General features: G+C 26.9%; 15 protein-coding genes and 1 pseudogene. 11 read left to right on the top strand and 5 right to left on the bottom strand.

Annotated elements, in window-relative coordinates:
- Positions 1-45: 45 nt before the first annotated feature.
- Positions 46-1,109 (top strand): annotated as a pseudogene (gene hisC / locus KQ44_RS15610) (histidinol-phosphate transaminase).
- Here the strand turns inward: hisC and KQ44_RS10550 are convergent.
- Together KQ44_RS10550 and KQ44_RS10545 are read right to left on the bottom strand one after the other, a co-directional pair.
- On the bottom strand, positions 1,106-2,371 hold the full coding sequence (locus tag KQ44_RS10550) for a pitrilysin family protein (RefSeq protein ID WP_096737365.1): 1,266 nt from the start codon (positions 2,369-2,371) through the stop codon (positions 1,106-1,108). The pseudogene hisC and the gene KQ44_RS10550 overlap by 4 nt on opposite strands.
- A gap of 103 nt (positions 2,372-2,474) precedes the next feature.
- Positions 2,475-4,973, bottom strand: a complete 2,499-nt coding sequence (locus KQ44_RS10545; protein ID WP_096737364.1) for a DUF5682 family protein — start codon at positions 4,971-4,973, stop codon at positions 2,475-2,477.
- A 459-nt stretch (positions 4,974-5,432) separates the two neighbouring features.
- Between KQ44_RS10545 and KQ44_RS10540 the strand changes: the two genes are divergently transcribed.
- The 6 genes from KQ44_RS10540 to KQ44_RS10515 all read left to right on the top strand — a co-directional run bounded on the left by KQ44_RS10540 (position 5,433) and on the right by KQ44_RS10515 (position 12,211).
- Positions 5,433-6,110, top strand: coding sequence for a hypothetical protein (locus KQ44_RS10540; RefSeq protein ID WP_096737363.1), 678 nt, complete (start codon positions 5,433-5,435; stop codon positions 6,108-6,110).
- 20 nt (positions 6,111-6,130) lie between these two features.
- Positions 6,131-6,556, top strand: coding sequence for a hypothetical protein (locus KQ44_RS10535; protein WP_096737362.1), 426 nt, complete (start codon positions 6,131-6,133; stop codon positions 6,554-6,556).
- Positions 6,557-6,949: 393 nt separating this feature from the next.
- Positions 6,950-7,573 carry an imidazole glycerol phosphate synthase subunit HisH gene (gene hisH, locus KQ44_RS10530; RefSeq protein WP_096737361.1) on the top strand — a complete coding sequence of 208 codons (624 nt, stop codon included), beginning with the start codon at positions 6,950-6,952 and terminating at the stop codon, positions 7,571-7,573.
- Positions 7,574-8,191: 618 nt separating this feature from the next.
- Complete coding sequence (locus KQ44_RS10525; RefSeq protein WP_096737360.1) at positions 8,192-9,196, top strand: ankyrin repeat domain-containing protein; 1,005 nt, start codon at positions 8,192-8,194, stop codon at positions 9,194-9,196.
- 530 nt (positions 9,197-9,726) lie between these two features.
- Positions 9,727-10,968 carry an ankyrin repeat domain-containing protein gene (locus KQ44_RS10520; protein ID WP_096737359.1) on the top strand — a complete coding sequence of 414 codons (1,242 nt, stop codon included), beginning with the start codon at positions 9,727-9,729 and terminating at the stop codon, positions 10,966-10,968.
- 277 nt (positions 10,969-11,245) lie between these two features.
- Entirely contained in the window at positions 11,246-12,211 is a 966-nt protein-coding gene (locus tag KQ44_RS10515) for a D-alanine--D-alanine ligase (RefSeq protein ID WP_096737358.1), read from the top strand.
- A gap of 18 nt (positions 12,212-12,229) precedes the next feature.
- Here KQ44_RS10515 and KQ44_RS10510 read toward each other — a convergent pair whose 3' ends face one another.
- On the bottom strand, positions 12,230-13,840 hold the full coding sequence (locus KQ44_RS10510) for a hypothetical protein (RefSeq protein ID WP_096737357.1): 1,611 nt from the start codon (positions 13,838-13,840) through the stop codon (positions 12,230-12,232).
- 746 nt (positions 13,841-14,586) lie between these two features.
- Here KQ44_RS10510 and KQ44_RS10505 point away from each other — a divergent pair.
- The 3 genes from KQ44_RS10505 to KQ44_RS10495 all read left to right on the top strand — a co-directional run bounded on the left by KQ44_RS10505 (position 14,587) and on the right by KQ44_RS10495 (position 19,802).
- On the top strand, positions 14,587-16,863 hold the full coding sequence (locus KQ44_RS10505) for a heavy metal translocating P-type ATPase (RefSeq protein WP_096737356.1): 2,277 nt from the start codon (positions 14,587-14,589) through the stop codon (positions 16,861-16,863).
- A gap of 528 nt (positions 16,864-17,391) precedes the next feature.
- Positions 17,392-18,066, top strand: coding sequence for a DUF4405 domain-containing protein (locus tag KQ44_RS10500; protein ID WP_096737355.1), 675 nt, complete (start codon positions 17,392-17,394; stop codon positions 18,064-18,066).
- Positions 18,067-18,359: 293 nt separating this feature from the next.
- Positions 18,360-19,802, top strand: a complete 1,443-nt coding sequence (locus tag KQ44_RS10495) for a nucleoside-diphosphate sugar epimerase/dehydratase (protein WP_096737354.1) — start codon at positions 18,360-18,362, stop codon at positions 19,800-19,802.
- Positions 19,803-20,005: 203 nt separating this feature from the next.
- Here the strand turns inward: KQ44_RS10495 and KQ44_RS10490 are convergent, their stop codons facing one another.
- Together KQ44_RS10490 and KQ44_RS10485 are read right to left on the bottom strand one after the other, a co-directional pair.
- Positions 20,006-21,178 carry a peptidase M30, hyicolysin gene (locus KQ44_RS10490; RefSeq protein ID WP_096737353.1) on the bottom strand — a complete coding sequence of 391 codons (1,173 nt, stop codon included), beginning with the start codon at positions 21,176-21,178 and terminating at the stop codon, positions 20,006-20,008.
- Positions 21,179-21,311: 133 nt separating this feature from the next.
- On the bottom strand, positions 21,312-21,707 hold the full coding sequence (locus tag KQ44_RS10485) for a DUF4234 domain-containing protein (protein WP_096737352.1): 396 nt from the start codon (positions 21,705-21,707) through the stop codon (positions 21,312-21,314).
- A gap of 832 nt (positions 21,708-22,539) precedes the next feature.
- Here KQ44_RS10485 and KQ44_RS10480 point away from each other — a divergent pair.
- Positions 22,540-23,211 carry a hemolysin III family protein gene (locus tag KQ44_RS10480; RefSeq protein ID WP_096737351.1) on the top strand — a complete coding sequence of 224 codons (672 nt, stop codon included), beginning with the start codon at positions 22,540-22,542 and terminating at the stop codon, positions 23,209-23,211.
- Positions 23,212-23,247: the final 36 nt, after the last annotated feature.

Here is a 23,247-nt window from a genome sequence, read left to right as displayed (position 1 = left end):
AATATTGTATATAATAATACTGTAATGAATAAAAGGATTTAATTTATGAATAAATTTTTAAGCAGCAAAGCTAATTCGATAGAACCTTATACTCCGGGAGAGCAGCCTAGAGACAAAAAATATATAAAATTAAATACGAATGAATCTCCATACCCTCCTTCTCCTTTTGTTAAAGAAGCTATATCTGGAAGTAATTTTGATGATTTAAGACTTTATCCAGACCCTAAAGTCTATGAATTAAAAAAAGAGATAGCAAAGAGATATAATATAAAAGAAGATAATATATTTATAGGAAACGGCTCAGATGAAATACTTGCTTTTTCATTTATGGCTTTCTTTGATAGAGGAGATAAAATTTATTATCCTAATATCACATACAGTTTCTATTCTGTATATTCAAGTCTTTTTGATTTGAAAGAAAAAAAATACCGCTTAAAGATGATTTTACTATAGATATTAATGATTATAAAAATTTGGATTCTGGAATATTTATAGCCAATCCTAATGCTCCTACTGGAATATATTTAACACTTCCTCAAATAGAAGAGATTGTAAAAAGTAATAAAGATAATATCGTAATAATAGATGAGGCTTATATTGATTTTGCTTCTGATGAGAGTGCAGCATCATTAATAGATAAATACGATAATCTGCTTGTAGTGCAGACTTTTTCAAAATCAAGATGTTTGGCAGGCATGCGTTTGGGCTTTGCTTTCGGAAATGAAAATCTTATTCAGGGACTTAAAAATATAAAGTATTCTTTTAATTCGTATACCATCAACAGGCTTTCAATATTGGCAGGTATAGAAGCTATAAAAGATGAAAAGTATTTTAAAGATACCGTTTCAAAAATTATTAAAACAAGAGAAAATACAAAAAAAGAGCTTAAACTTTTGGGCTTTAATGTACTTGATTCAAAATCAAACTTTTTATTTGTATCGCATAAAAATGTATTTGCTGAGGATATTTATTTGAAATTAAAAGACAATGGAATATTAGTAAGATATTTTAAATCTGACATTATTAACAATTATATAAGAGTAACAATAGGTACTGATGAAGAGATGAGTACATTTATAGAAAATATAAAACAAATAGTATCAAATTAATTGAGTTTTAATTTTTTACTTAATGTATCGCTTATATCTTTAGTTCCTTTAGCTCCTACAGCAGTTAGAAAGAATTTTTTATTTGAAAGTTTTTCATCTATAACTTCATTAACTATTTTTAAGTTAACTTTATCTATCATACTGTAGAGTTCTTTAAATGAAACATATTTAGATAAATATATTTCATGTCTTGTATTTTTATTCATAATAAACTCGGCATTAAGTTTGCTAAACGCCATAGAGCTTTTATAACTTTCTTTAGCTTCCTCAAGCTCTTCTTCCGATATTCTTTCACTTATAAGTTTTTCTATTTCATAATATATGCTTTCTATAGTTTCCTCATATCTATCTAAACTGGTAGAGCCATGTATCTCAAAAGTTCCGCCGTTTATAAAACTTGAATTATAGCTGTATATATTGTAGCAAAGACCTTTATTTTCTCTTATAGCCTGAAATAGCCTAGAATAAGAACTTCCGCCGAATATATCATTAACTATATTCATGGCATATCTTTCTTTATTATCTACAGCACTATATGAAGGAGTTATAAGTGAAAAATATACCTGATGAAGTTCCTGCTTTTCTTTTGTAATAGTTTTATAGTAAAAAGGAAGCTCCTCATTTTCAGTTTTATTTCGTTTTTGAAGTTTTATTTTTGAAAGTCTATCTACAACGTAATCAATATCAAAATTACCAGCCACAGAAACAATCAAATTATTAGAATGAAAATGATTTTTAAAGTATGAATATATTTTATCTCTGTTTATTTTTTTTATATTATTGATACTTCCTCCTATAGGAAAACTCATAGAAGTACCTTTATAGGCGGCTGCAAAAAATTGATTAGCAGATATTTCCTCTGGAGTATCATTAGACATTTTTAATTCTTCTATCACTACTTTTTTTTCTCTGTTAATATCATCTTCTTTGAATGCAGAATTAAGTATAACATTTTCTAAAGTATCAACTGCTCTGCTGAAGTATTTAGATATTATATTGATGTAAAATGAAGTGAGATGTCTGGAAGTAAATGCATTAAATATACCGCCCACCCCTTCTATACCTCGTATAATATCTTTAGAAGTCATAGTGTCAGTACCTTTAAAAAGCATATGTTCTATAAAGTGAGTATATCCGTTTTCATCTTTTTTTTCATTGGCACTGCCTGTTAAAAAGGTGAAGCCTATTGACACAGTATCTAGTATAGGCATTTTTTCAAGTACAACTCTAATTCCATTTTCAAGTGTTAATCTTTTTACCATATTTTTTCCATAAATATTTTTTATACGTTGTTATTATAACTAATTTTATAATTTTCGGTAGTTCGTTTATAAAATAAAATATTGTTTATTATTTTATTTTTTATTATAAAGTCTCTTTTAATAAATTATAAACTTTATTATCTATATCAATGGCTTTTTGTATCTCTGATATATCTATATTAATATCAATTAACACTTCTTCTTTTTTTACTCCATACATGACAGCAATAATATCTGAAAGCCGTTCTATTTCTGTTGGGCTTAAATTGGTAAATGCATACCTAAAATTAGGCAGTATTTCAATGAACTTTTCTTCATCTATATTTTTTATAGTGTTGTCTATACTCTTTATAATACTATCATTGATAAATAAAATATCTCTTGCAGCAAGTAATATACCATTTAAAAAATAGGCAGATGTTTCGCTTTCGCAATATTCTAAAAAATTAGATACTATATTTGAAAACTCATATGCTTCAAGTCTTCCAGATTTATATTTTACAGCCAAACATACTGCATATATATGTGAGCTTCCGAATGTATTATCAAGCATAGAATCTATTTTATCATTAAATAAATCTATATCACACCAATTAGTATTTTCTAAAATAAATGAATATAGATTCTTTATATAAAGAGAGCATTTTAAAGCCTCTTCTTCATTTAGTTTTTTTATTTCGTCCATATTAGAAACAGCAAGTACAAATACCTGTTTTGCCAAATCTTCTATTATTGGTATTATATCATAGTTATCAAATAATAATTCTCTCTCCTTTGATATATTATCATTAATGGCTTCTATGTTTGCTAAGTATGACAAATTATTTAAACATTCGCATAGATTTATGAAATTATTATCTCTTAGTATAGCCCCTTCTATTTTCTGATAATTGTCTGTAAAGAAATTGTATATTCCCATAACATCGGCTTCTATTAAAAGTTTTGACACTTCTTTAGCATCTATATTAGAATCAAGTCTTTCGGTTATTAAATTTGAAGCTAATTCTTCTATTGTAACACCATATACTGATTTGTCTATTAAAGAAGATTCAACTATAGTTTTATATTCATATTTCCAAATTTCTCGTGCTAAGTTCTTATTAACTTTATTAACATAGTCTGGACCTCTTATCAATTTGCAGAAACCTACATCTAAAAACTGCATCTTATGAAAGAATTTACTTTTTTCAAAATGTTTTTTATCTTTTACAATATCAAGAGTTGATTCTATCTCTTCAGTTTTATCTATTTTTATTTTATATTCTCTGCATTTATTTCTAAAATCTATTATAACAGGAGGAACTATACTTTTTGAAGATACCTGTCCATTAGATATTCCAGAAAGAAGTTTCATCATTAAATCAAGATTGCTTGTATTTTCTAAAGATATATCTCCTTTTACAAATGCACTTTTAGCAGCGTCTATAAGTTCGTATACCCCTGCTGATACTTTGCCTCTTAATTTGGCTAGATTAACCGCCATATAATAAGCATTGATACAGTCTGGTATAGTTACATTATGATTGTATCTGTCTATATTGGCTGCTTTTATTATGAATGATATTACAACATTTAAATATATATCGCCTATATTATTATTACTGCTATAATTTTCAAGTTCTTTATATACAAAATTATAAAATGCAGGAAACTCTATACCTGCTCTGTAGCCTCTTCTGGAATCGGCATCTTCAAATGAATATGGTATTAAATAGCTTGCTGTGTTTGAAACTATATATTTATTTAAGTGTTTATATTCTTTATCCAGATTTTTATTATTTTTTTCATCTTCTTTTAATTTATCAATTATACCTTTTGTGTGAAAACTTCCAGTAACTACCAAAACTTTTTTATATTTACCCAATGCCTCTTTAACATTTTTAGCCATTACATATTCTCTGTTTCTAGTTTCAAAGTCTTCATCTTCTATAAGACGCATATAATATCCCAAAGCATAAACACTTCTTATAAAGGCTCTGCTTTCTTTGTATATACCATTTATTTCGAAGTCTCTCTCCCAAAGCTCTGCAAAACTTCTAAGCCCTGCCTTTTTTGTAAGTTCTACTGTATATGCATTAACATTAAATCTATTATCATCATTATCATAAACGGATATTAATTTCTTTCTTTTTATATCAGTATCAATTTCTCCATCATCTAAATCTTTTGAATCTTCATTTTCTAAATTAGGATTTTCTTCTGAATTTTCAATCATAAAAGCGTAAGGCATATCTATAAAGCTGCAGTGTATATTATTTTTTAAAGCCTCTCTTATAGCGGTAAACTCTGGAGAATAGTCCAAAAAAGGATAATAACATCTGTACTTTTGATTGTCTTTATCAATATAGCTTGAATAAATACAAAATGGTGCTTTAGTATCTTCTTCAATCATATACTTCATCAGATCATTACAATCACTTGGTCCCTCTATAAGTACCGCATCTGGTTTAAAACTTTCAAAAATCCTTTTTAAATGATATGAGCATGCTGGAGAATGGTGTCTTATAGGAAAGAATATTATATTATCTTTTATACTTTCTTCAAAATATTCATCAAAATTGTTATTATCTATTTCACTATTTTTTGTATTTGTTTTTTTCATTATTGATAATCCTCAAACAATGAAAAATATTTTACTATAAAAACAGTATAATGCAATAATTAATATTAGCCTTTTTTTAAAACTATTTTAATATAATTGTTAATATTGATTTAAATTATAGCTTGGCTCATTGCATGATATTTTACAGATGTAGGAAGTCTTGTTAATTAGTTAACCTCTTCAGAATTAAAAAGGTTTTATTGGTTACTTTACTATTTTTAACTATATTTTAACATATAAATTTTTAGTAATTATATTTAAAAAAAATTAATAAAATCAAATAATTCAAGTATAATTTAAAAAATTGATTATGTAAAATGTATTTTACTATAATATATAATATTTAGCACTGTAAAAATATAGTTTGCGGTCATATTATTTGATTATTAATCAAATAATGTTGACAAAAATATATTTAATGATAAATTATAATCTAGTAAAATAAAAAAGGAGCTTAAAATGAAAAAAATATTTATTATTTGTCTGTCTGTAATAAGTATTATCACTGTCAGCTGTAATAATGGATCATCAACAACTAATCCTGTAATTTCTGATCTTGCTCAATTTGCAGGAAATTACATAAGTCAAAATATAGAAGGGAACTATAATACTGTAACAATTAATAGTGATAGTTCTCTAACTATAGTATATGATAATGGAGATGGATTGGGAGTTAGAACTCTTAATATATCGCCTGTAGATATAACAGAGAATTCTGCCGATATTTATAATTTTCATTATATTAATCCCGATACACTTGAAAATAGATTAATAACTATGATATTTGATGGAAATTTTCTTCATTTGAATGCATGGTCAACTGCAACCAAAGCAATTTTATGCAAGGAAGGATATATTAATACAGACAGCGGAATATCTGCCTATGTTGGTAAGTATGTAAACGGAAATAATAGTATAGAAGTTACCGCTGAAGGAGGTCTTATATATACATTTGATAATGCTGTTAGTACAATACAGCCTGCATTTGTAACACTTAATACTCAGAAATCAAATACTGAAATTGACACGTATGATATTTTAGGTGATTATAATTTTATATCTTTTGATAAAGTAGGAAAAACTCAATTATACTTTGTAAGCCAAACAGGACTTGGCACAATATTTAATAAACAATAAATTAATTTATGGAGAGTAAAATGAACAAATATAAGAAAATTATGATTTTAATTACTGCTTCTTTTCTTTTATTAAGCTGCAGTAACAATTCAACTAATCCAAGCGGAGGTAATAAACTAACAATTTCTCAAAGAATTGGAAAATATGAAGCTATTGCTACAATGAATAATAGTTATGATATTAGAGTAGAATTTGAATTGGATAATCAAGGAAATCTTATTAGTTTAATATTTTCTAATGGTCTTCAATACATTCCTGAAGGCAGTAAAATTAATATTTCTTCTCCTAATTTTACAGGACTTGAATTTTCTTTTATTGCTAGTAGAGGTTCTACATTTATGATACATTTTAATAGTTATACAGATGTATTGGCAGGAGGTATATTATATTTATCTTCAGGAACAAGCGAAGAGATGTTAGAGCTGCCTTTCAAAAAGATATCATAATGCAAATGTATAAATAGCTATAATAAATAAACGGTGCAAATCATAAAAAGTTTGTACCGTTTTTATTATAATAATTATTTTCTTATATGTGTTATCTATATATTGAAACAATTTTTCATTATTATTCAGTTTTAAATTCTTCACTTTTTATAATAAATCTTCGGTTTATAAAGTACCTCATATTCATATCTGCGAAAATTATATGTACTTCATGACTTCTTTGAAATACTATATATTATAGTAAATTCGATAACTTATTTATATAATTTAGTCTATTTCTTACCAACAATTTTTTGATTATTTTGTAATCTGAAAAAGAATAAAAAATTGACAAACTTAAAAATTTTCAGTATAATAAAAAATATTTTTAAAAATTAGGATAATATTTATATTATGGTAGCTATAATAGATTATGGAGTAGGTAATTTATTTTCACTTATGTCATCTCTTAATTATACAGATATAGATAATAAACTTACAGATGATGAAAATATAATAAAAAATGCGGATGCAATTATACTTCCAGGAGTAGGAGCTTTTAGAGATGCAATAGATAAACTTGAGAAAAAGAATGGCGGAATATTAAAGCATACCATAATGGAAGAGGCTAAAAAAGGAAAATTAATTTTAGGCATATGTTTAGGTATGCAGATGTTTTTTGATAAAAGTTATGAATATGGCGAATATAATGGTCTTAGTCTTATTAATGGAAGTATTTGTCCTATAGATAAAGATTTGAAAAATAAAGATTTGAAAGTACCTCATATGGGCTGGAATAATCTTAATATAAAAAAAGATGATAAAATATTTAAATATATTAATAATATGGAGTATGTATATTTTGTGCATTCATATTACGGCAAATACTGTGATGATAGTATAATAGCTGACAGCGAATATGATGTGAGAATACCCGCTGTTGTAAAAAATGACAATGTTTACGGCATACAGTTTCACCCAGAGAAAAGCGGAAATACTGGTCTTAATATATTGAGAGGTTTTAAAGATTTGATATAATATATTTGTATAATTGAATCTCTGATAAGAAATTATATAATTAAAAAATAAATATCTGAATTAAAAGTTTTTCTTATAATTTTTCTATCATTTATAAAAAACTTATTCGTTAATAATTTCCTGCCATTCTAACGAATGTCAGGAACTCACAAGTTTTTTATTTCTTCTATACTCAAACCTGTTACTTTGTTTATAATATTAATATCTATGTTTTATTTTTTATATTTTGCCAATGAATTTTTTTCTTGTCCCATACCTTTTTTAATTCCTTTTTCTATTTCTATCTTTAAAATATAAAATTCTAGCTATTGTGTTTTTTACTAGATATGTCCCTGCTACCGAAAGAAGTAGCGTTAGGTATTGTGCAGGAAGCGAAAAAGCTGCATTTTATACTAAATTTAATAATCTATTCTAAATATAAAACATAATTAGTACGATTTAATAATAATTTCAACACTTGCAATTTAGCGAAGCGTATCCGAGCTTGTCGAGGATATAAGGTTATTTTGGCGAATCCCGCAGAGCGAATGCAGGAAAAAGAACAACAAAAAATTGACAAACTTAAAAATTTTCAGTATTATATATTAATAAAAAATATGCTATTAGGATATATTCTTTATGAAATATTTATTAATTTTTTTACTTTCTATAATTATATTTTCTTGCAATACCAAAGAATCAAACAATAATAACACAGATAAAGCAACTATAAATTTAGATGATAGTACAGATAATAATATAAATAAAACAAGAGAATTAAAAACTACAGATAATGAAGAAAATAATTCATCAATAAATACAAATGAAACAGAAGAATCAGCATATTATTCATACACAGATAAAGAAATTATATCTTTTATAGAATCAGGAGATTTAGAAACAATCAAAAAATTAATTGAATCAAAAAGTTTAGATGTTGATTATAATTTAGAAATAGATGAATATTCCAAGTCAACACCTTTAATAGAGGCTATAAAATATAAACAAACTAATATTATAAATTATTTATTAGAAAATAATGCAGATGTTAATTTAACTTTAGGGTATTCTAGTCCATTAACAGAAGCTATGTATGATGAAGAACTTGTTTATAAACTTATAGATTTAGGAGCAGATGTAAATTTAGCTGCAGAACTTTCAGGATTTACTCCTCTTATGGCTAGTCTTCATAATATTACTATAGCAGAGCTTTTAATTGAAAAAGGTGCTGACATTGAAGCAAAAGATAATGACGGCATTAATGCTTTAGTTTATGCCTCAACTTATAATAATGAAGAGATGGTAAAATTTTTACTTGAGAAAGGAGCTGACGCCAATACAGTATGCGAAATAGAAAATGAACATACTGACATATCGTCTACTCCTTTAATGAATGCAGCTTATAGAGGGAATACTAATATAATAAATATGTTATTAGAAAATGGTGCTGATATTAATTATACCACTGATTATGGAATGACTGCTTTGATGATGGCTGCTAGTTTTAATCAATTTGAAGCTGCAAAAATACTTTTAGAAAATAATGCAGATACTTCTATAACTAATGGATATGGGGAGACTGCACTTGATCTAGCAAAAGAAGAAGATTATAAGGATATAGTTGAGCTTCTAGAACAATATTAAAAATATAATTAATATTTTATAAATAAAACATTAAATATTAGACTTGTTTCAAAACTAATTTTATTTATTAATTGTGCATCACCCGTACTTTTTTGCTGTACTCAGCGGCGTTGAAAGACTTTTGAAACAAGTATATTGTTTTACATACTAGATTAGTTTGTATTAAGGCATACAATTTTTTAAATTTAAAATATTTGCGGGGCTTTACCACCATACTGTGTGCCAGTTCTTTTGTAACGCTATCCGCCTCGCTATGCGTGCCACTCCTGCGAAGAGAAGCAGGCACAGCAGGCTATATTTCAGACCAAATTAATAATCTATTCTATAATATAAAACATAATTAGTACGATTTAATAATAATTTCAACACTTGCAATTTAGCGAAGCGTATCCGAGCTTGTCGAGGATATAAGGTTATTTTGCTTAAGCCCGCAGAGCGAAGGCAGGAAAAAGAACAACAAAAAATTGACAAACTTAAAAATTTTCAGTATTATATATTCATAAAAAATATGCTATTAGGATATATTCTTTATGAAATATTTATTAATTTTTTTACTTTCTATAATTATATTTTCTTGCAATACCAAAGAATCAAACAATAATAACACAGATAAAGCAACTATAAATTTAGATGATAGTACAGATAATAATATAAATAAAACAAAAGAATTAAAAACTACAGATAATGAAGAAAATAATTCATCAATAAATACAAATGAAACAGAAGAATCAGCATATTATTCATACACAGATAAAGAAATTATATCTTTTATAGAATCAGGAGATTTAGAAACAATCAAAAAATTAATCGAATCAAAAAGTTTAGATGTTAATTATAACTTAGGGGATAAATATTCTAAGTCAACCCCTTTAATACAAGCTATAAAATATAAGCAAACTGATATCATAAATTATTTATTAGAAAATAATGCGGATATTAATTTAAAAGAAGAACTTACAGGCTTTACTCCTCTTATGGCTAGCTTTCATAATATTGCTATAGCAGAGCTTTTAATTGAAAAAGGTGCTGACATTGAAGCAAGGAATGTTGACGGAATTAATGCTTTAGTTTATGCGGTTTCTTTAAATGATGAAGAGATGGTAAAATTTTTACTTGAAAATGGAGCTGACGCCAATACAGTATGCGAAATAGAAAATGAACATATTGATGATATATCGCCTACTCCTTTAATGAATGCTGTTTATAACGGAAACACTAATATAATAAATATGTTATTGGAAAATGGTGCTGATATTAATTATACCACTGATGAAATGACTCCTTTAATTTATGCTGCTTATAAAGGAAACACTAATATAATAAATACGTTATTAGAAAATGGTGTTGATATTAATTATACCAATTATTATGGAATGACTGCTTTAATGTATGCAGCAAGGTTTAATCAATTTGAAGCAGCAAAAATACTTTTAGAAAATAATGCTGATATTTCTATAACTGATGAAGATGGTGATACTGCTTTAATGCATGCTGCTAATAACGGAAACACTAATATAATAAATGTGTTATTAGAAAATGGTGCTGATATTAATTATACCAATGATTATGGAATGACTGCTTTAATGTATGCAGCAAATTCAATGTATGCAGCACATTCTAATCAATTTGAAGCAGTAAAAATACTTTTAGAAAATAATGCTGATACTTCTATAACTGATGAAGATGGTAGGACTGCACTTGATATGGCAAAATCAAAAGATAATAAGAAATATAATAATGATATAGTTAAGCTTCTTGAAGAATATAATTAATACTTTTTAATATATACCTAAACAAATATATTTTGTCAATTCTAGTTTTTTAAATTTTATTATTTGTGATGGCACACAGACGTGCCGCTCTGCGTACTTCGTAACACCCCAGTTCTTTTGCGACCGAAGGAAGTACTGCGAGAAAAAGAACAACATAAAAATTGACAAAATTAAAAATTTTCAGTATAGACTAAAATTTATTTATTTTTATCTAAAAAATTGAATTATAAAATTACAGAATTATACGATAAATCTATAAAACTAATGGATAAATAATATGATAAATGAAAAATTAAGAAAAGATATATTAAACAGATTTAAAAGTAAAAAGATAGCAATACTTCATGGCGGACAAAATGAAGAGAGAGAAGTTTCTTTAAGAAGCGGTAAGAATGTTTATAAAGCTTTAACGAGTTTTGAAGAGCTTAAAGATAATTGCATACTTATAGATGTTCAGGACACTTATGATTTAGTAAAAACTCTTAAAGAAAATAATATAGAATACTGCTATAATATACTACATGGTACTTCTGGAGAGGACGGAACTATACAGGGACTTTTGGAAAGCCTTAATATAAAATATACAGGCGAAAATATTTTGGTTAGTGCCGTTTGTATGAATAAAGTCTATACAAAAAGAATATGGAAATCTTCAAATGTATCTACTGCTGATTTTGTACTTCTTAAAGATGTAAAAGATGTCAATAACACTTCTGCTGGAGGATTAAACTTTCCTATTATAATAAAGCCTATATCAAGTGGTTCTAGTGTAGGAGTATCTTTAATAAAAACTAAAGAAGAGTTTGATAATACTTTAAAAAAAATAGAGGATATTAATAATTATTTTTTAGAACCTTATATAAAAGGTAAAGAAATAACTGTAGGTTTGGTAAAAGAAGAAGATGATATTTATGTGTTTCCTATACTTGGTATTAATTCAAAAAATGAAATATACGATTATGATGCTAAATACACACCTGGTAAAACAGAATTAGAAGTTCCTGCGAAAATTTCAAAAGAGATTGAAAATAAAGTTATAGAAACATGCAAGAGAGCATATACAGTTTTAGGCTGCGGCGGTCTTTCAAGAATAGATGCTATTATTGTTAATGATGAAGTTTATTTGATGGAGGTTAATACTCAAAGCGGTATGACTGATACTTCTGATATACCTGCTATGGCAAAAAGCTGCGGTATTGAATTTGAGGATATTGCTTTATATATTTTAGGACTTCTTAAATAAAGATAAATTATGGGACGGTTAGCTTATAAAATTATTTATCTCTTTTAAGATATTTTTCTTTAGGGCTTCTCTTTTACTTTTTATATTTTTCAAAATGTCTGAAGCTAATTTTGCATCTTTGAGAGATTTTCTTATCTGCCAGAATCCGCTGTCCCATAAACTTATTTTAAACTTATCAGTGTTTATTTTATTTATATTAGAATAAAAATACTCATAAAGTTCTTTAGAAGCATTGATAAGTTCAAATGCCTCGTCTGAAACGTATCTTTTATTTTCTTTAAGATAAAGAAAAGCAAACCTTTTTTCATTATTGTATTCGAAAATGCTGCAATTAGAACATACTTCTTTATAATCAAAAGGATAAAAATGATTAATTATTCGATAATATTTATCTTTATAAATAATATTATCCATAGCTGAGCTTTGATTTGAAGTAGAAAATAAAGTCCATACCACACAGTCTAGTATAAAAGTTTTTTGAAGTTCTTTTTTAGGTATAGAGAACTGATCGCTTCCATTAAGCCAATCTACTTTTGCACATCTTCTTACAGCATGTATAATCATAGCCTTTTCAAAATTTTCTTTTGTAATGGAGAGAGAGCCTGCCGAAGCCTGAGGAGCAGAAAATACCGCAGTAAGATTTTGTTTTTGCAAATCACTTCCGCAGCTCATAAGGGATCCTATAAATCCATCGCATACTTTATCTCTTATATCTTTTCCATCATTTTTTACTTTTATAGCCGATGATAAAGGCACAAAGGTTTTTGAAGTTCTTACCCTATTTATCCATTTATTAAGAAGTTGACTGCTGTCTACCACACTGTAATTTTTTTTATACAAGAAATTGCTGTCATCATCTAATACATCTAATATTATATTTTGTGTTTTTATATTTTCTTTTTTATCTATTTTCCATATTATAAAACTTACTGGAAAAGGAGTTGTTTTTGATGTGTTATCAAAATTTGAAGATGAAAATATAAATCCTTTTTTAAACTTATAACTGCATACTTTATCTCTAAACTTTTCATTGTTATCATACTTTATATAGTTAGTCTTTGAAAATAAAGCAAGATAAACATTATTTTTTAACTCTTTATGTATTCTAAACAAAAACTGTGCATAAAGTTCTCTTGAAGCAGTACCCAATTTTTCTCTATGCATAATATTTCTTATTTTGCTTATACTTACACTTTTTTTGCTTTTAGAATTAGCTCCTGCAACTTGACTTGTAGCATAAGGCGGATTTATAAGTATAAGCCATTTTATATTTTTATTATTTAAATCATTCTGAAGTTTTTGAGGAAGTTTTTTATAATTAAAAGAATTATCTTCTATATCATCATTTAAATAATCATACTGAAATAAACATGAACATTCAAAATGAGTTCGGCAGTAATCTATATCATCATTATCTATTGTAGACATATACAAATACTTATAGCATTCTTTATCAAGATAATATTCTAAATTACCTCTTCCGCATGCCATATCCCATATTCTGTATTTACCGCTTTTAAGTTCTTTTTCATCTATTACATCATAAATATAATGCATAGCCTTATTAGCAAAATTAAGCGGTGTATAAAATTCGCCAAGATATCTTTGTTTAGAGTTATGTTCATTCATAGTCTTAATTTATTTATATAATTTTTATTTATTTTACAGCTAATAATTTTTTATTGCAATTTCAAGTATTGTAACTATTAAAAATAATAGAAATACATAAATAAAAAGTGGGTTAAAATATTTCTTACAAATTTTTATAATATTCTTAAACGCACGTTAAATCGATTTTTATATATAAAATGAATTAGATTTGTTAATCAATCTGTATTAAAAAATCTACTCTGCGTGCGTTTATGAAAGCCTTAAATTTAAATCATGTTTTTGGGTGGGGTCACTTTTTGATGTATAGATTTTTATATTTAATTAAGCCAATATAAAAAATAAAGCTTTTAAATCTAAAAGGGCGGGGTTAAAGTAAAATTTTAAAATATATTCTAATCCCCACCCTCTAAATTTTTGAATATTATTTTTTATTTACAAATGATTTTTTATTCTTTGGCTTTAACTCTTATTCTGTATGCCCACCCAAGAAGTGTTTAAATTTACGTATTTATTTAATATGCCTCTGATTGCTTGCTAGTGTGTTTAAAAAAGCTCTAAAAATAATATTATGATATAATTATTAATTTTATCATATTAGACATGTAATTAACTTTTTACCAATTTTTACTAATATTTTTTAATATACCCATACACCCTACTTGAAAAATATATAATATATGATATAATACTATTGTTAGATTGCTTTAACATTTAAATGATGTATAATTGAATGATTGATTTTTTATAATAAAGGATTTAATTTTATGAAAATGACTTTAAGAATAGGCGGAATGCATTGTGCTGCTTGTTCTAGGGCAGTAGAGAGAGCATTGAAAAAAACAGAAGGCATAGAAGAAGCTAATGTTAATATAGCTACAGAAAAAGCTGTTCTTAATTTTGACGATAAAAAGTTAAAATATAATGATATAGTAAACGTAGTGGTAAAGGCTGGGTATCAGGTAGTAGGTAAAGAGGAAGATCCTTCAGAAAGAAAGGCTAAAGAGATAAAAGAGCAGAAAATAAGACTCATAGTATCAGCAATATTTTCTATACCGCTTTTTTATATATCTATGGCACCAATGGTGAGTATAGTGAAGTTTCCTATACCTAGTTTTTTGGTTCATCATATAAACCCGCAGGTTTTTTCTATAGTAGCTATACTTTTATGTATACCTGTTATGATATCAGGCTATAAGTTTTACACATTAGGCTATCCTGCACTTTTCAGAGGCTCACCTAATATGGACTCTCTTATAGCAATAGGTACAACTGCGGCATTTGTTTATAGTATATATTCTACAGTTTTGGCATTTATGGGGCTTAATCCGCATGGTGAAAATTTATATTATGAATCAGCTGCTGTTATAATTACTTTGGTACAGTTTGGTAAATATTTAGAGGCAAGAAGCAAGGGAAAAACTGGAGAGGCTATAAAAAAACTTATGGGGCTTCAGCCAAAAACAGCTGTTATAATAAAAGACGGCGAAGAGAAAGAGATAAAAATTTCAGAAGTAAAAGTTGATGATATAGTTTTGGTACGCCCTGGGGAGAAGATACCTGTTGATGGAGAGATTATAGAAGGATACAGCAGTGTGGATGAATCAATGCTTACTGGAGAGAGCATACCAGTTGAAAAAACTGTTGGTGATAAGGTGGTTGGTGCTTCAATTAATAAGACTGGAAGTTTTAAGTTTAAGGCTCAGAAAGTAGGTGCTGATACTGCATTAGCTCAGATTATAAAACTTGTAGAAGATGCACAAGGTTCAAAAGCTCCTATAGCACATATTGCTGATGTTGTATCTTCATACTTTGTACCTGCTGTTATTACTATAGCTTTGATATCTGGTATAATTTGGTTTATAGCTTTGCATAATTTTGTATTTGCTTTAACAGTATTTGTGTCAGTACTGGTTATAGCTTGTCCTTGTGCTTTGGGGCTTGCTACACCTACTGCTATAATGGTTGGTACTGGAAAAGGTGCTGAGCTTGGAATACTTTTTAAAAATGCTGAGGCGTTGGAAGTATCCCAAAAAATAAATGCTGTAATGTTTGATAAAACAGGTACTCTTACAGAGGGTAATCCTTATGTTACAGATATTATTTCTGATGATAAAGGTAAACTTCTTTTAATAGCGGCAAGTGCTGAGAACGGAAGCGAACACCCATTAGGAGAGGCTATAGTAAGAGAGGCTAAAGAAAAAAATATTAAACTCCTTGATATAGAAAATTTTAAAGCTATAGCTGGTTTTGGTATAGAGGTATTCATTGACAATAAAAAAGTTTTAATGGGCAATGATAAACTTATGAATAAAGAAAATATAAATACAGAAAATTATCATTCATATATGGAAAGCCTTTCAAAAGAGGGAAAAACCCCTATGTATGTTGCCTATGATAATAAACTTTTAGGTGTTATAGCTTGTGCGGATAAATTAAAAAAAGAAAGTATTGATGCTATAAGAAGACTCCATAAATTGGGTATAAAAACTGCTATGATAACAGGAGACAATAAAAATACTGCCAATTCGGTTGCCAAAGAAGCAGGTATTGATATAGTATTTGCTGAAGTTCTCCCAGAAGAGAAATCCAAAGAAGTTAAAAAACTTCAGGACGAAGGTAATATTGTTGCTATGGTTGGAGATGGTATAAATGATGCTCCTGCTTTAACTCAGGCTAATGTTGGTATTGCTATAGGAAGCGGTACTGATGTTGCTATAGAGAGTGCTGATATAGTATTAGTAAAGTCAAACACCAATGATGTGGTAACTGCAATAGAATTAAGTAAAGCCACTATGAGAGATATTAAACAGAATCTTTTTTGGGCTTTTTGCTACAATGTTATAGGTATACCAATAGCGGCAGGAGTTTTGCATGTATTTAGAGAGCCATTAATAGCCTCTTCTATAGGAGATTTTTTAGTTGCTATTATGGGTAAAGAATTATTATTAAACCCTATATTTGCAGCTCTTGCTATGAGTTTGAGTTCTGTTTCTGTAGTTACTAATGCTTTAAGGCTTAACTTTTTTAAACCAAGTAGATAGAAATACAATTTAGTTATAAAAGCTCATACTTACTCCAAGATCCATAGAAACTTAATTTTATATTTTGCTTTCTATGGATCTGTTTTTAAAATAAATTTTATAATTATTATTACAGCATAAGATATATACCTAAACAAATATAATTTGTCAAAAATTAATTTTTTAAATTTAAAATATTTGCGTGGCTTTGCCCCACAGCCCACACTTCTTTTGTGACTGTAGGAAGTGCCTGTGGTATTGCCACATACGAAGTACGCCTTCGGCAGCGAAAGGCTAGATTTTATACTAAATTTAGTAATTTATCCTACATATAAAATATAATTAGTACGATTTAATAATAATTTCAACACTTGCACTTTCGTGAAGCGTATCCAAGCTTGTCGAGGATATAAGTTCTTTTACAAAATAATTATTAAAAAATAAATTATAAGGAACTTTTAATAATAAAAATCGTCTAATATAGTAAATAGCATGCTATATTATAACAACTTAAAATTATATAATTTTATAATAGGAGTTCAATTATATATGAAAAATAAAATTAAAATACTTATAGATATAATAATGACTATTCTTTTTTTTGTTTTAATCGGATATCGTTTTACAGGTCGTACTATACATGAATATTTGGGGTATTCAATTTTTATATTTTTTATACTTCATCATATATTTAACTTTCATTGGTATAAAAATCTTAATAAAGGAAAATATAGTTTAAATAGAATATTGAACACATTTATAAATTCTATGCTTCTTATATGTATGCTTGGATTAATTATAAGCGGGATACTATTTAATAGAAATGTAGTTGAATTTTTTAATCTTGAAGGTATTAAAGTATTTAATAAAAGACTGCATATAATATGCTGTTATTGGGGACTTATATTGATGTCTGTACATTTAGGAATGCATTGGGGTATGTTTATAAATATGAGTAAGAAATTTATAAATATAAAAAAACAAATATATATGATAACAGGTTTATTAGTGGCCGTATATGGAGTAGTTTCATTTATAAAAAGGGATATATATATTAGACTATTTTCAGTTACAAAAGTTCCATCTTATGAAGAAGCCTTTATATTTTTCATTATTGATCATTTAGCTATAATGGGACTTTTTATATTTATTACCTACTATTTACATAGATTAAGTAGTAAATTAAATAAGGTTAATATGATAAACAAACAACTTAAAAATTAGGTATTAGACTTGTTTCAAAACTAATTTTATTTATTAATTGTCGTAAATACCCCCAGATTATTTATGCAATATAGCTGGACGGCTAAAGTCTGCATATTTAAAATAAAAAATTATACAATATATAAAACATCATTATATGATCTTATCAAGTACTTTTGAAACAAGTCTGATGTTAATAAATTATTATTATACAGATTATAATATTGATATATAAAAAATAAAATCCTTGTATAATAAATAAAAAAAATATATACTATAAACCTTATTATATATTTATTTTTGGACTTTGATAAATGAAAAATATATTAATAATTGGGGCTGGAAATGCAGGAGAAACTCTTGCATCTGAAATACTAACTTCCGATGATAATAATGAATATAATATACTATGCTTTTTAGATGATGATATAAATAAAAGAGAAGTAAATATTAATCATCATTCTATAAAAGTTAAGGGAAAAGTAAAAGACATAGAACATATAATAAAACACTACAAGGATAATAATACCGATATAGAAGAAATTATTATCGCAATACCTACTCTTAAACAAAAAGAACTGCTTGAAATACTTGATATAATATATCCTACAGGAATAAGATATAAAATACTCCCTGGATTCTTTGAAATAATAAAAGGTAATGCCTCTATAAAAGATATAAGAAATCTTGAACCTTCAGACTTGCTTGGCAGAGAGGAGATAGGTTTTGATGAAAAAGAAATATCAGAATACTATAAAGATAAAACTATACTAGTTACAGGAGGCGGCGGCTCTATAGGAAGTGAACTTGTAAGGCAGTTAATTACACTTCCTGTAAAAAAAGTTATGGCTTTAGATAATTCTGAAAGTGCTGTTCATAATCTAATAATGTCTTTAAATGATAGAAACAATGAAAAACATAAACACAAATTTATGTATATAATATCAAATGTACGCGACTATGTTAAAGTTGATAAAATCTTAAAAGAAGAAAAACCAGATATAATTTTTCATGCAGCAGCTCATAAACATCTTCCTTTTATGGAAAGCTACCCTGAAGAAGCTATTAAAAATAATATACTAGCCACAGAAAATATAGCCACCCTTGCTATTAAAAATAATATAAAAAACTTTGTGTTTATATCAACAGATAAAGCAGTACGCCCCACTTCATTAATGGGAGCAAGCAAAAGAATATGTGAAAGAATGATAATGTCATTGTCTCATGAACAAAATAATACAGCATTTAAAATAACAAGATTTGGAAATGTTTTAGGAAGCAGCGGAAGCGTTATACCAGTATTTGAAAAGCAAATAAGAGAGGGCAAAGCATTAACTGTTACGCATCCTGAAATGGTGAGATTTTTTATGTCTATAAGAGAAGCTGCAAGACTTGTAATTAAAGCCTGCACTTTAAATGACGGTATAATATTTACTTTAGATATGGGAAAGCCAGTAAAGATTTTGGACTTGGCTAAAAATATGCTTAAAATGTATGGACTTACTGAAAAAGATATACCTATAATTTTTACTGGGATTAGAGAAGGAGAAAAACTTTATGAAGAGATTTTAATGGACGATGAAACATTAATACCTTCTCAGTATAAAAAATTATTTATAGCAAAAGACTCAGTTAAATGCCTAACACCTGAAGAGAGAAAAGTGATGATTGATGCATTTGATATAGCTTCTCTTGATGCAGATAAAGAAACTATAAAAATGCTTATGCGTAAATATATAGAAGAATATACAGGATAAAAATAATATATACCTAAACAAATACAGTTTGTCAATTTTTTATTCAACTTTATAAATAAACTGCTTGATATTCTAAAGAATAAATTATTAAAATTATACTTATAAAAAATCTCATGCATATCAAGTAGAAGACATGCATGAGAAATCCCCATATACTCATTTTTAGGAGTTATTAAAATAGCTGAAAAGTTCTTTCTAAATTATTAGTATCCATAAAAATATGAGTTTACTATCAAGTATCTGTCTTTTCCTTTGGTATTTACATCTGGGTTATAAACTACATATGTATCATCTCCAAGCTCGGCATATCTTAAAAGTTTATCATCAGACATAAAATCACCCTTAACATAAATAGCAGAACCAGGTGCCATAGGACAATTATACTGGGTAGTTATAATTTTTGGTTTTGTAGTAATAAGTCCTTTGTATCCGTAAATACCTTTTGAATCATTTTTGTAATTAGACTTTAGCCAAGTAGCATAAAGCTCGCTCCAATCCTGAAACTCTTTAATATTTTTATTTGCTGCATAAAGTATAGCCTTATAAGTTCCTTTATATTCTTCTGGGGCATTAGCTATATCTTTATATATCTCAAAACCATTTTTTGAATGAATCCCAAGCCAATACATAAAAAGAGAAACAGTAGCATATTTATGAACCGTATATCCCTGATTCCAGTTTACAAAATAATCACCTTTGGTTATTAAATACATTGAATCTGTATTATAATAGTCAAGTCTGTTTTTAGGTACTTTACCTCTGTATGCTATAACGGCAGCCTCTGATAATGCCTCATCTACCCATACATCAAATGAAGAAGTACTTTTATTTTCTAAAGAACTGTAATGTATAACATGATGAAGTTCATGGGCTATAGTATTTACAACAGATTCTATATTTTCCCATCCATTTATATAATCCAAAAATATAATATTATCTGTATCATTTTTTATCTCATCAAGACCATCAAGTATTGAATACCCTTGCATATATGGTTTATCACCCGTAAAACCTCCATTAATATCCATTATTAAAAGTATTAATTTACCTTTTAATTTGCCGTATAAATATTCTTCCATATCATATATTTTTGAAGTTTCTAATATAATACTATGCAAATCTCTATCGTTTACTTGAAGTTCGTTCTCCAAATATATATCTATCCTAGATGTAGAGTATATATTTTTTGCTTTTAGGCTTTCTTTAGAATAATTATTATTTATATATCTTACAGCATTAAAAACTTTTTCTGTATTTTCTCCTTTATGTATATTATAATTTACTGGGGTTTTGAGAACTTCATTTAGGCTTTCATATGCATTCAAAATAAATGCATGGCTTATGATAAATAATATTAATAATAAATATTTTCTCATAGTTACTTGCTCCTTATAAATTATAATATGTTTTATAAATATCGGAAAAAAAGATAAAAAAGAAATAAAAGAAAATATAAAAAAAGACCTGCATATTAGCAAGTCTTTTAATCATAATTTTTTATATTAATAATTATTCATCATCATTATGAGATTCTATTAATCCTGAATCAGGTATGCTGTTCCAAATAGCATTTAATTTATCTTGAAATATAGCACATGATATTACATACATAAGGAAATTTAATACTATTAATAATACAGTGTTATCTTCTGTAGTGTCCATTCCAGCTTTTTTAGTCATCTCTAAATAAAGTATCTTACCATATTTATAATACCAATAAAAAGTATAAAGTCCGCATGTTACAATAGATAATACTAATTCTAGTGTAGGGTTTATATCATCTCTTTCCATAAAATTCTTAATCTCATCTGTAGTCTTATAAAGCCAGTAGGCATAATAAATACCGCATGTTACAATATTTAAGATTACAAGCATTGGTATGCTTCTAACAGTACCTTTTACCATTATTTAAACCTCCTAAAATTTTTTAAATAATTATACTTTAACTTTACAAAATAATCAATAAAATAATATTTAATTTTTTAATACATATATTATATAAATAATAATAAATGTTATTTATATAATATTTATTAACGCACGTAGAATGAAATTCTTATAGATAATAAAAATTACAGTTATCAAATTAATCTTATATGTAAAAATCCGTTCTGCGTGCGCTGAGTAAAGTCTTAAATTTAAATAACACTTTGGGAGGGCGTACTTGTAAAAATATAGACTTATATATTTAATTAAAATCTATTAAAAAATAAAGCCTTAAAATCTAAAAGGGTGGGAATTAGAATAAATTTTAAAATCTATTTTCACTCCCACCCGTTAAATTTTTAAACATTTTATTGGTATTTTAACTATTTTTCTATATTTTTACTTTAACTGTTTTATTCTGGCTACCCACCCAAGCATTATTTAAATCTATAATATTCTTCGTCACACGTTTAATAGATTTTATATATATAGCTAAACAACTGTAATTTGTTAAAATGAATTTTTTAAATTAAAATTTGTACGATTTGCCATCCTTTATAATGTCTGTCAGCCTGCGTCCGAAGGAAGTACTATTAAGTATGGCATATGGTACACCTTGCTCTGCGTTTAACATAAAATACAAACTCATAAAATCGTTTGTAAAGTAGTTTTGAAACAAGCATATTACTTAAAATGAATATTTAATAATCTTATTATATGAAGAACTTTAATATATTTTTAATTATTTTCATTATATAGTTACAAATCACCATTTACTTTATTATAAATAAGAGTTAATATATATTCCATTATGGATAGTATAAAAAAAAATAACAAGATAAGAACATCTGTGTCTGCCATATGTGCCATTATATGTATAATATGTGCAAGTTCTGCAGTAGCAGTTTTGGTTCTTTTGATTATTAATTCCAATACAGCAAGAGAAATAACATCTTTTTCTCTTTATTCAAGTTTTCTTATCATATTTTATATAATTAACGCTATATATCATTTTTTCCCATTTAATAATAAGCCCAAAAAAGTTTTTTATATACTTTCGCATGCGTTTTTTATTATGATGATATGGGGAGTTTATATACCGCCTTGTCTTATATTATTAAAAAATGGCTGGGGATGGAGTTTCTTTGGTATTATTACAGGGCTTTGTGTGCTTGGTATAACTTTAAGAAGTGTATTTGGATATAGATGGCGAGATGCTACTGAGACTATATACTATCTTATATTAAATTGGGTATGGCTTATAGCAATATCAAAGATTTCATCTGCGGCAGGAGAGTATGGGGCTATACTTTATCTTACTGGATTTCTTCTTCTTACTGTAGCGATGGTTTTTTACAGACTCGCTATGTATGAATCTAATAAAAGATATACTTTATTTCTGCCTTTATTTTATTCGCTTCTTATAATATCGAATATATGCCATGCAGTTTTTATGTTCAGATATGTTGCTAATATATTCTAAAATTACTATAATATATATTATGATGAATATATCATA

Origin of the sequence: Brachyspira sp. G79, assembly GCF_002379365.1 — a bacterium.
In the GTDB taxonomy this organism is placed as follows: domain Bacteria; phylum Spirochaetota; class Brachyspiria; order Brachyspirales; family Brachyspiraceae; genus Brachyspira.
Note: the sequence above shows the minus strand (reverse complement) of the source record. Positions and strands in the feature narration are given on the sequence as shown.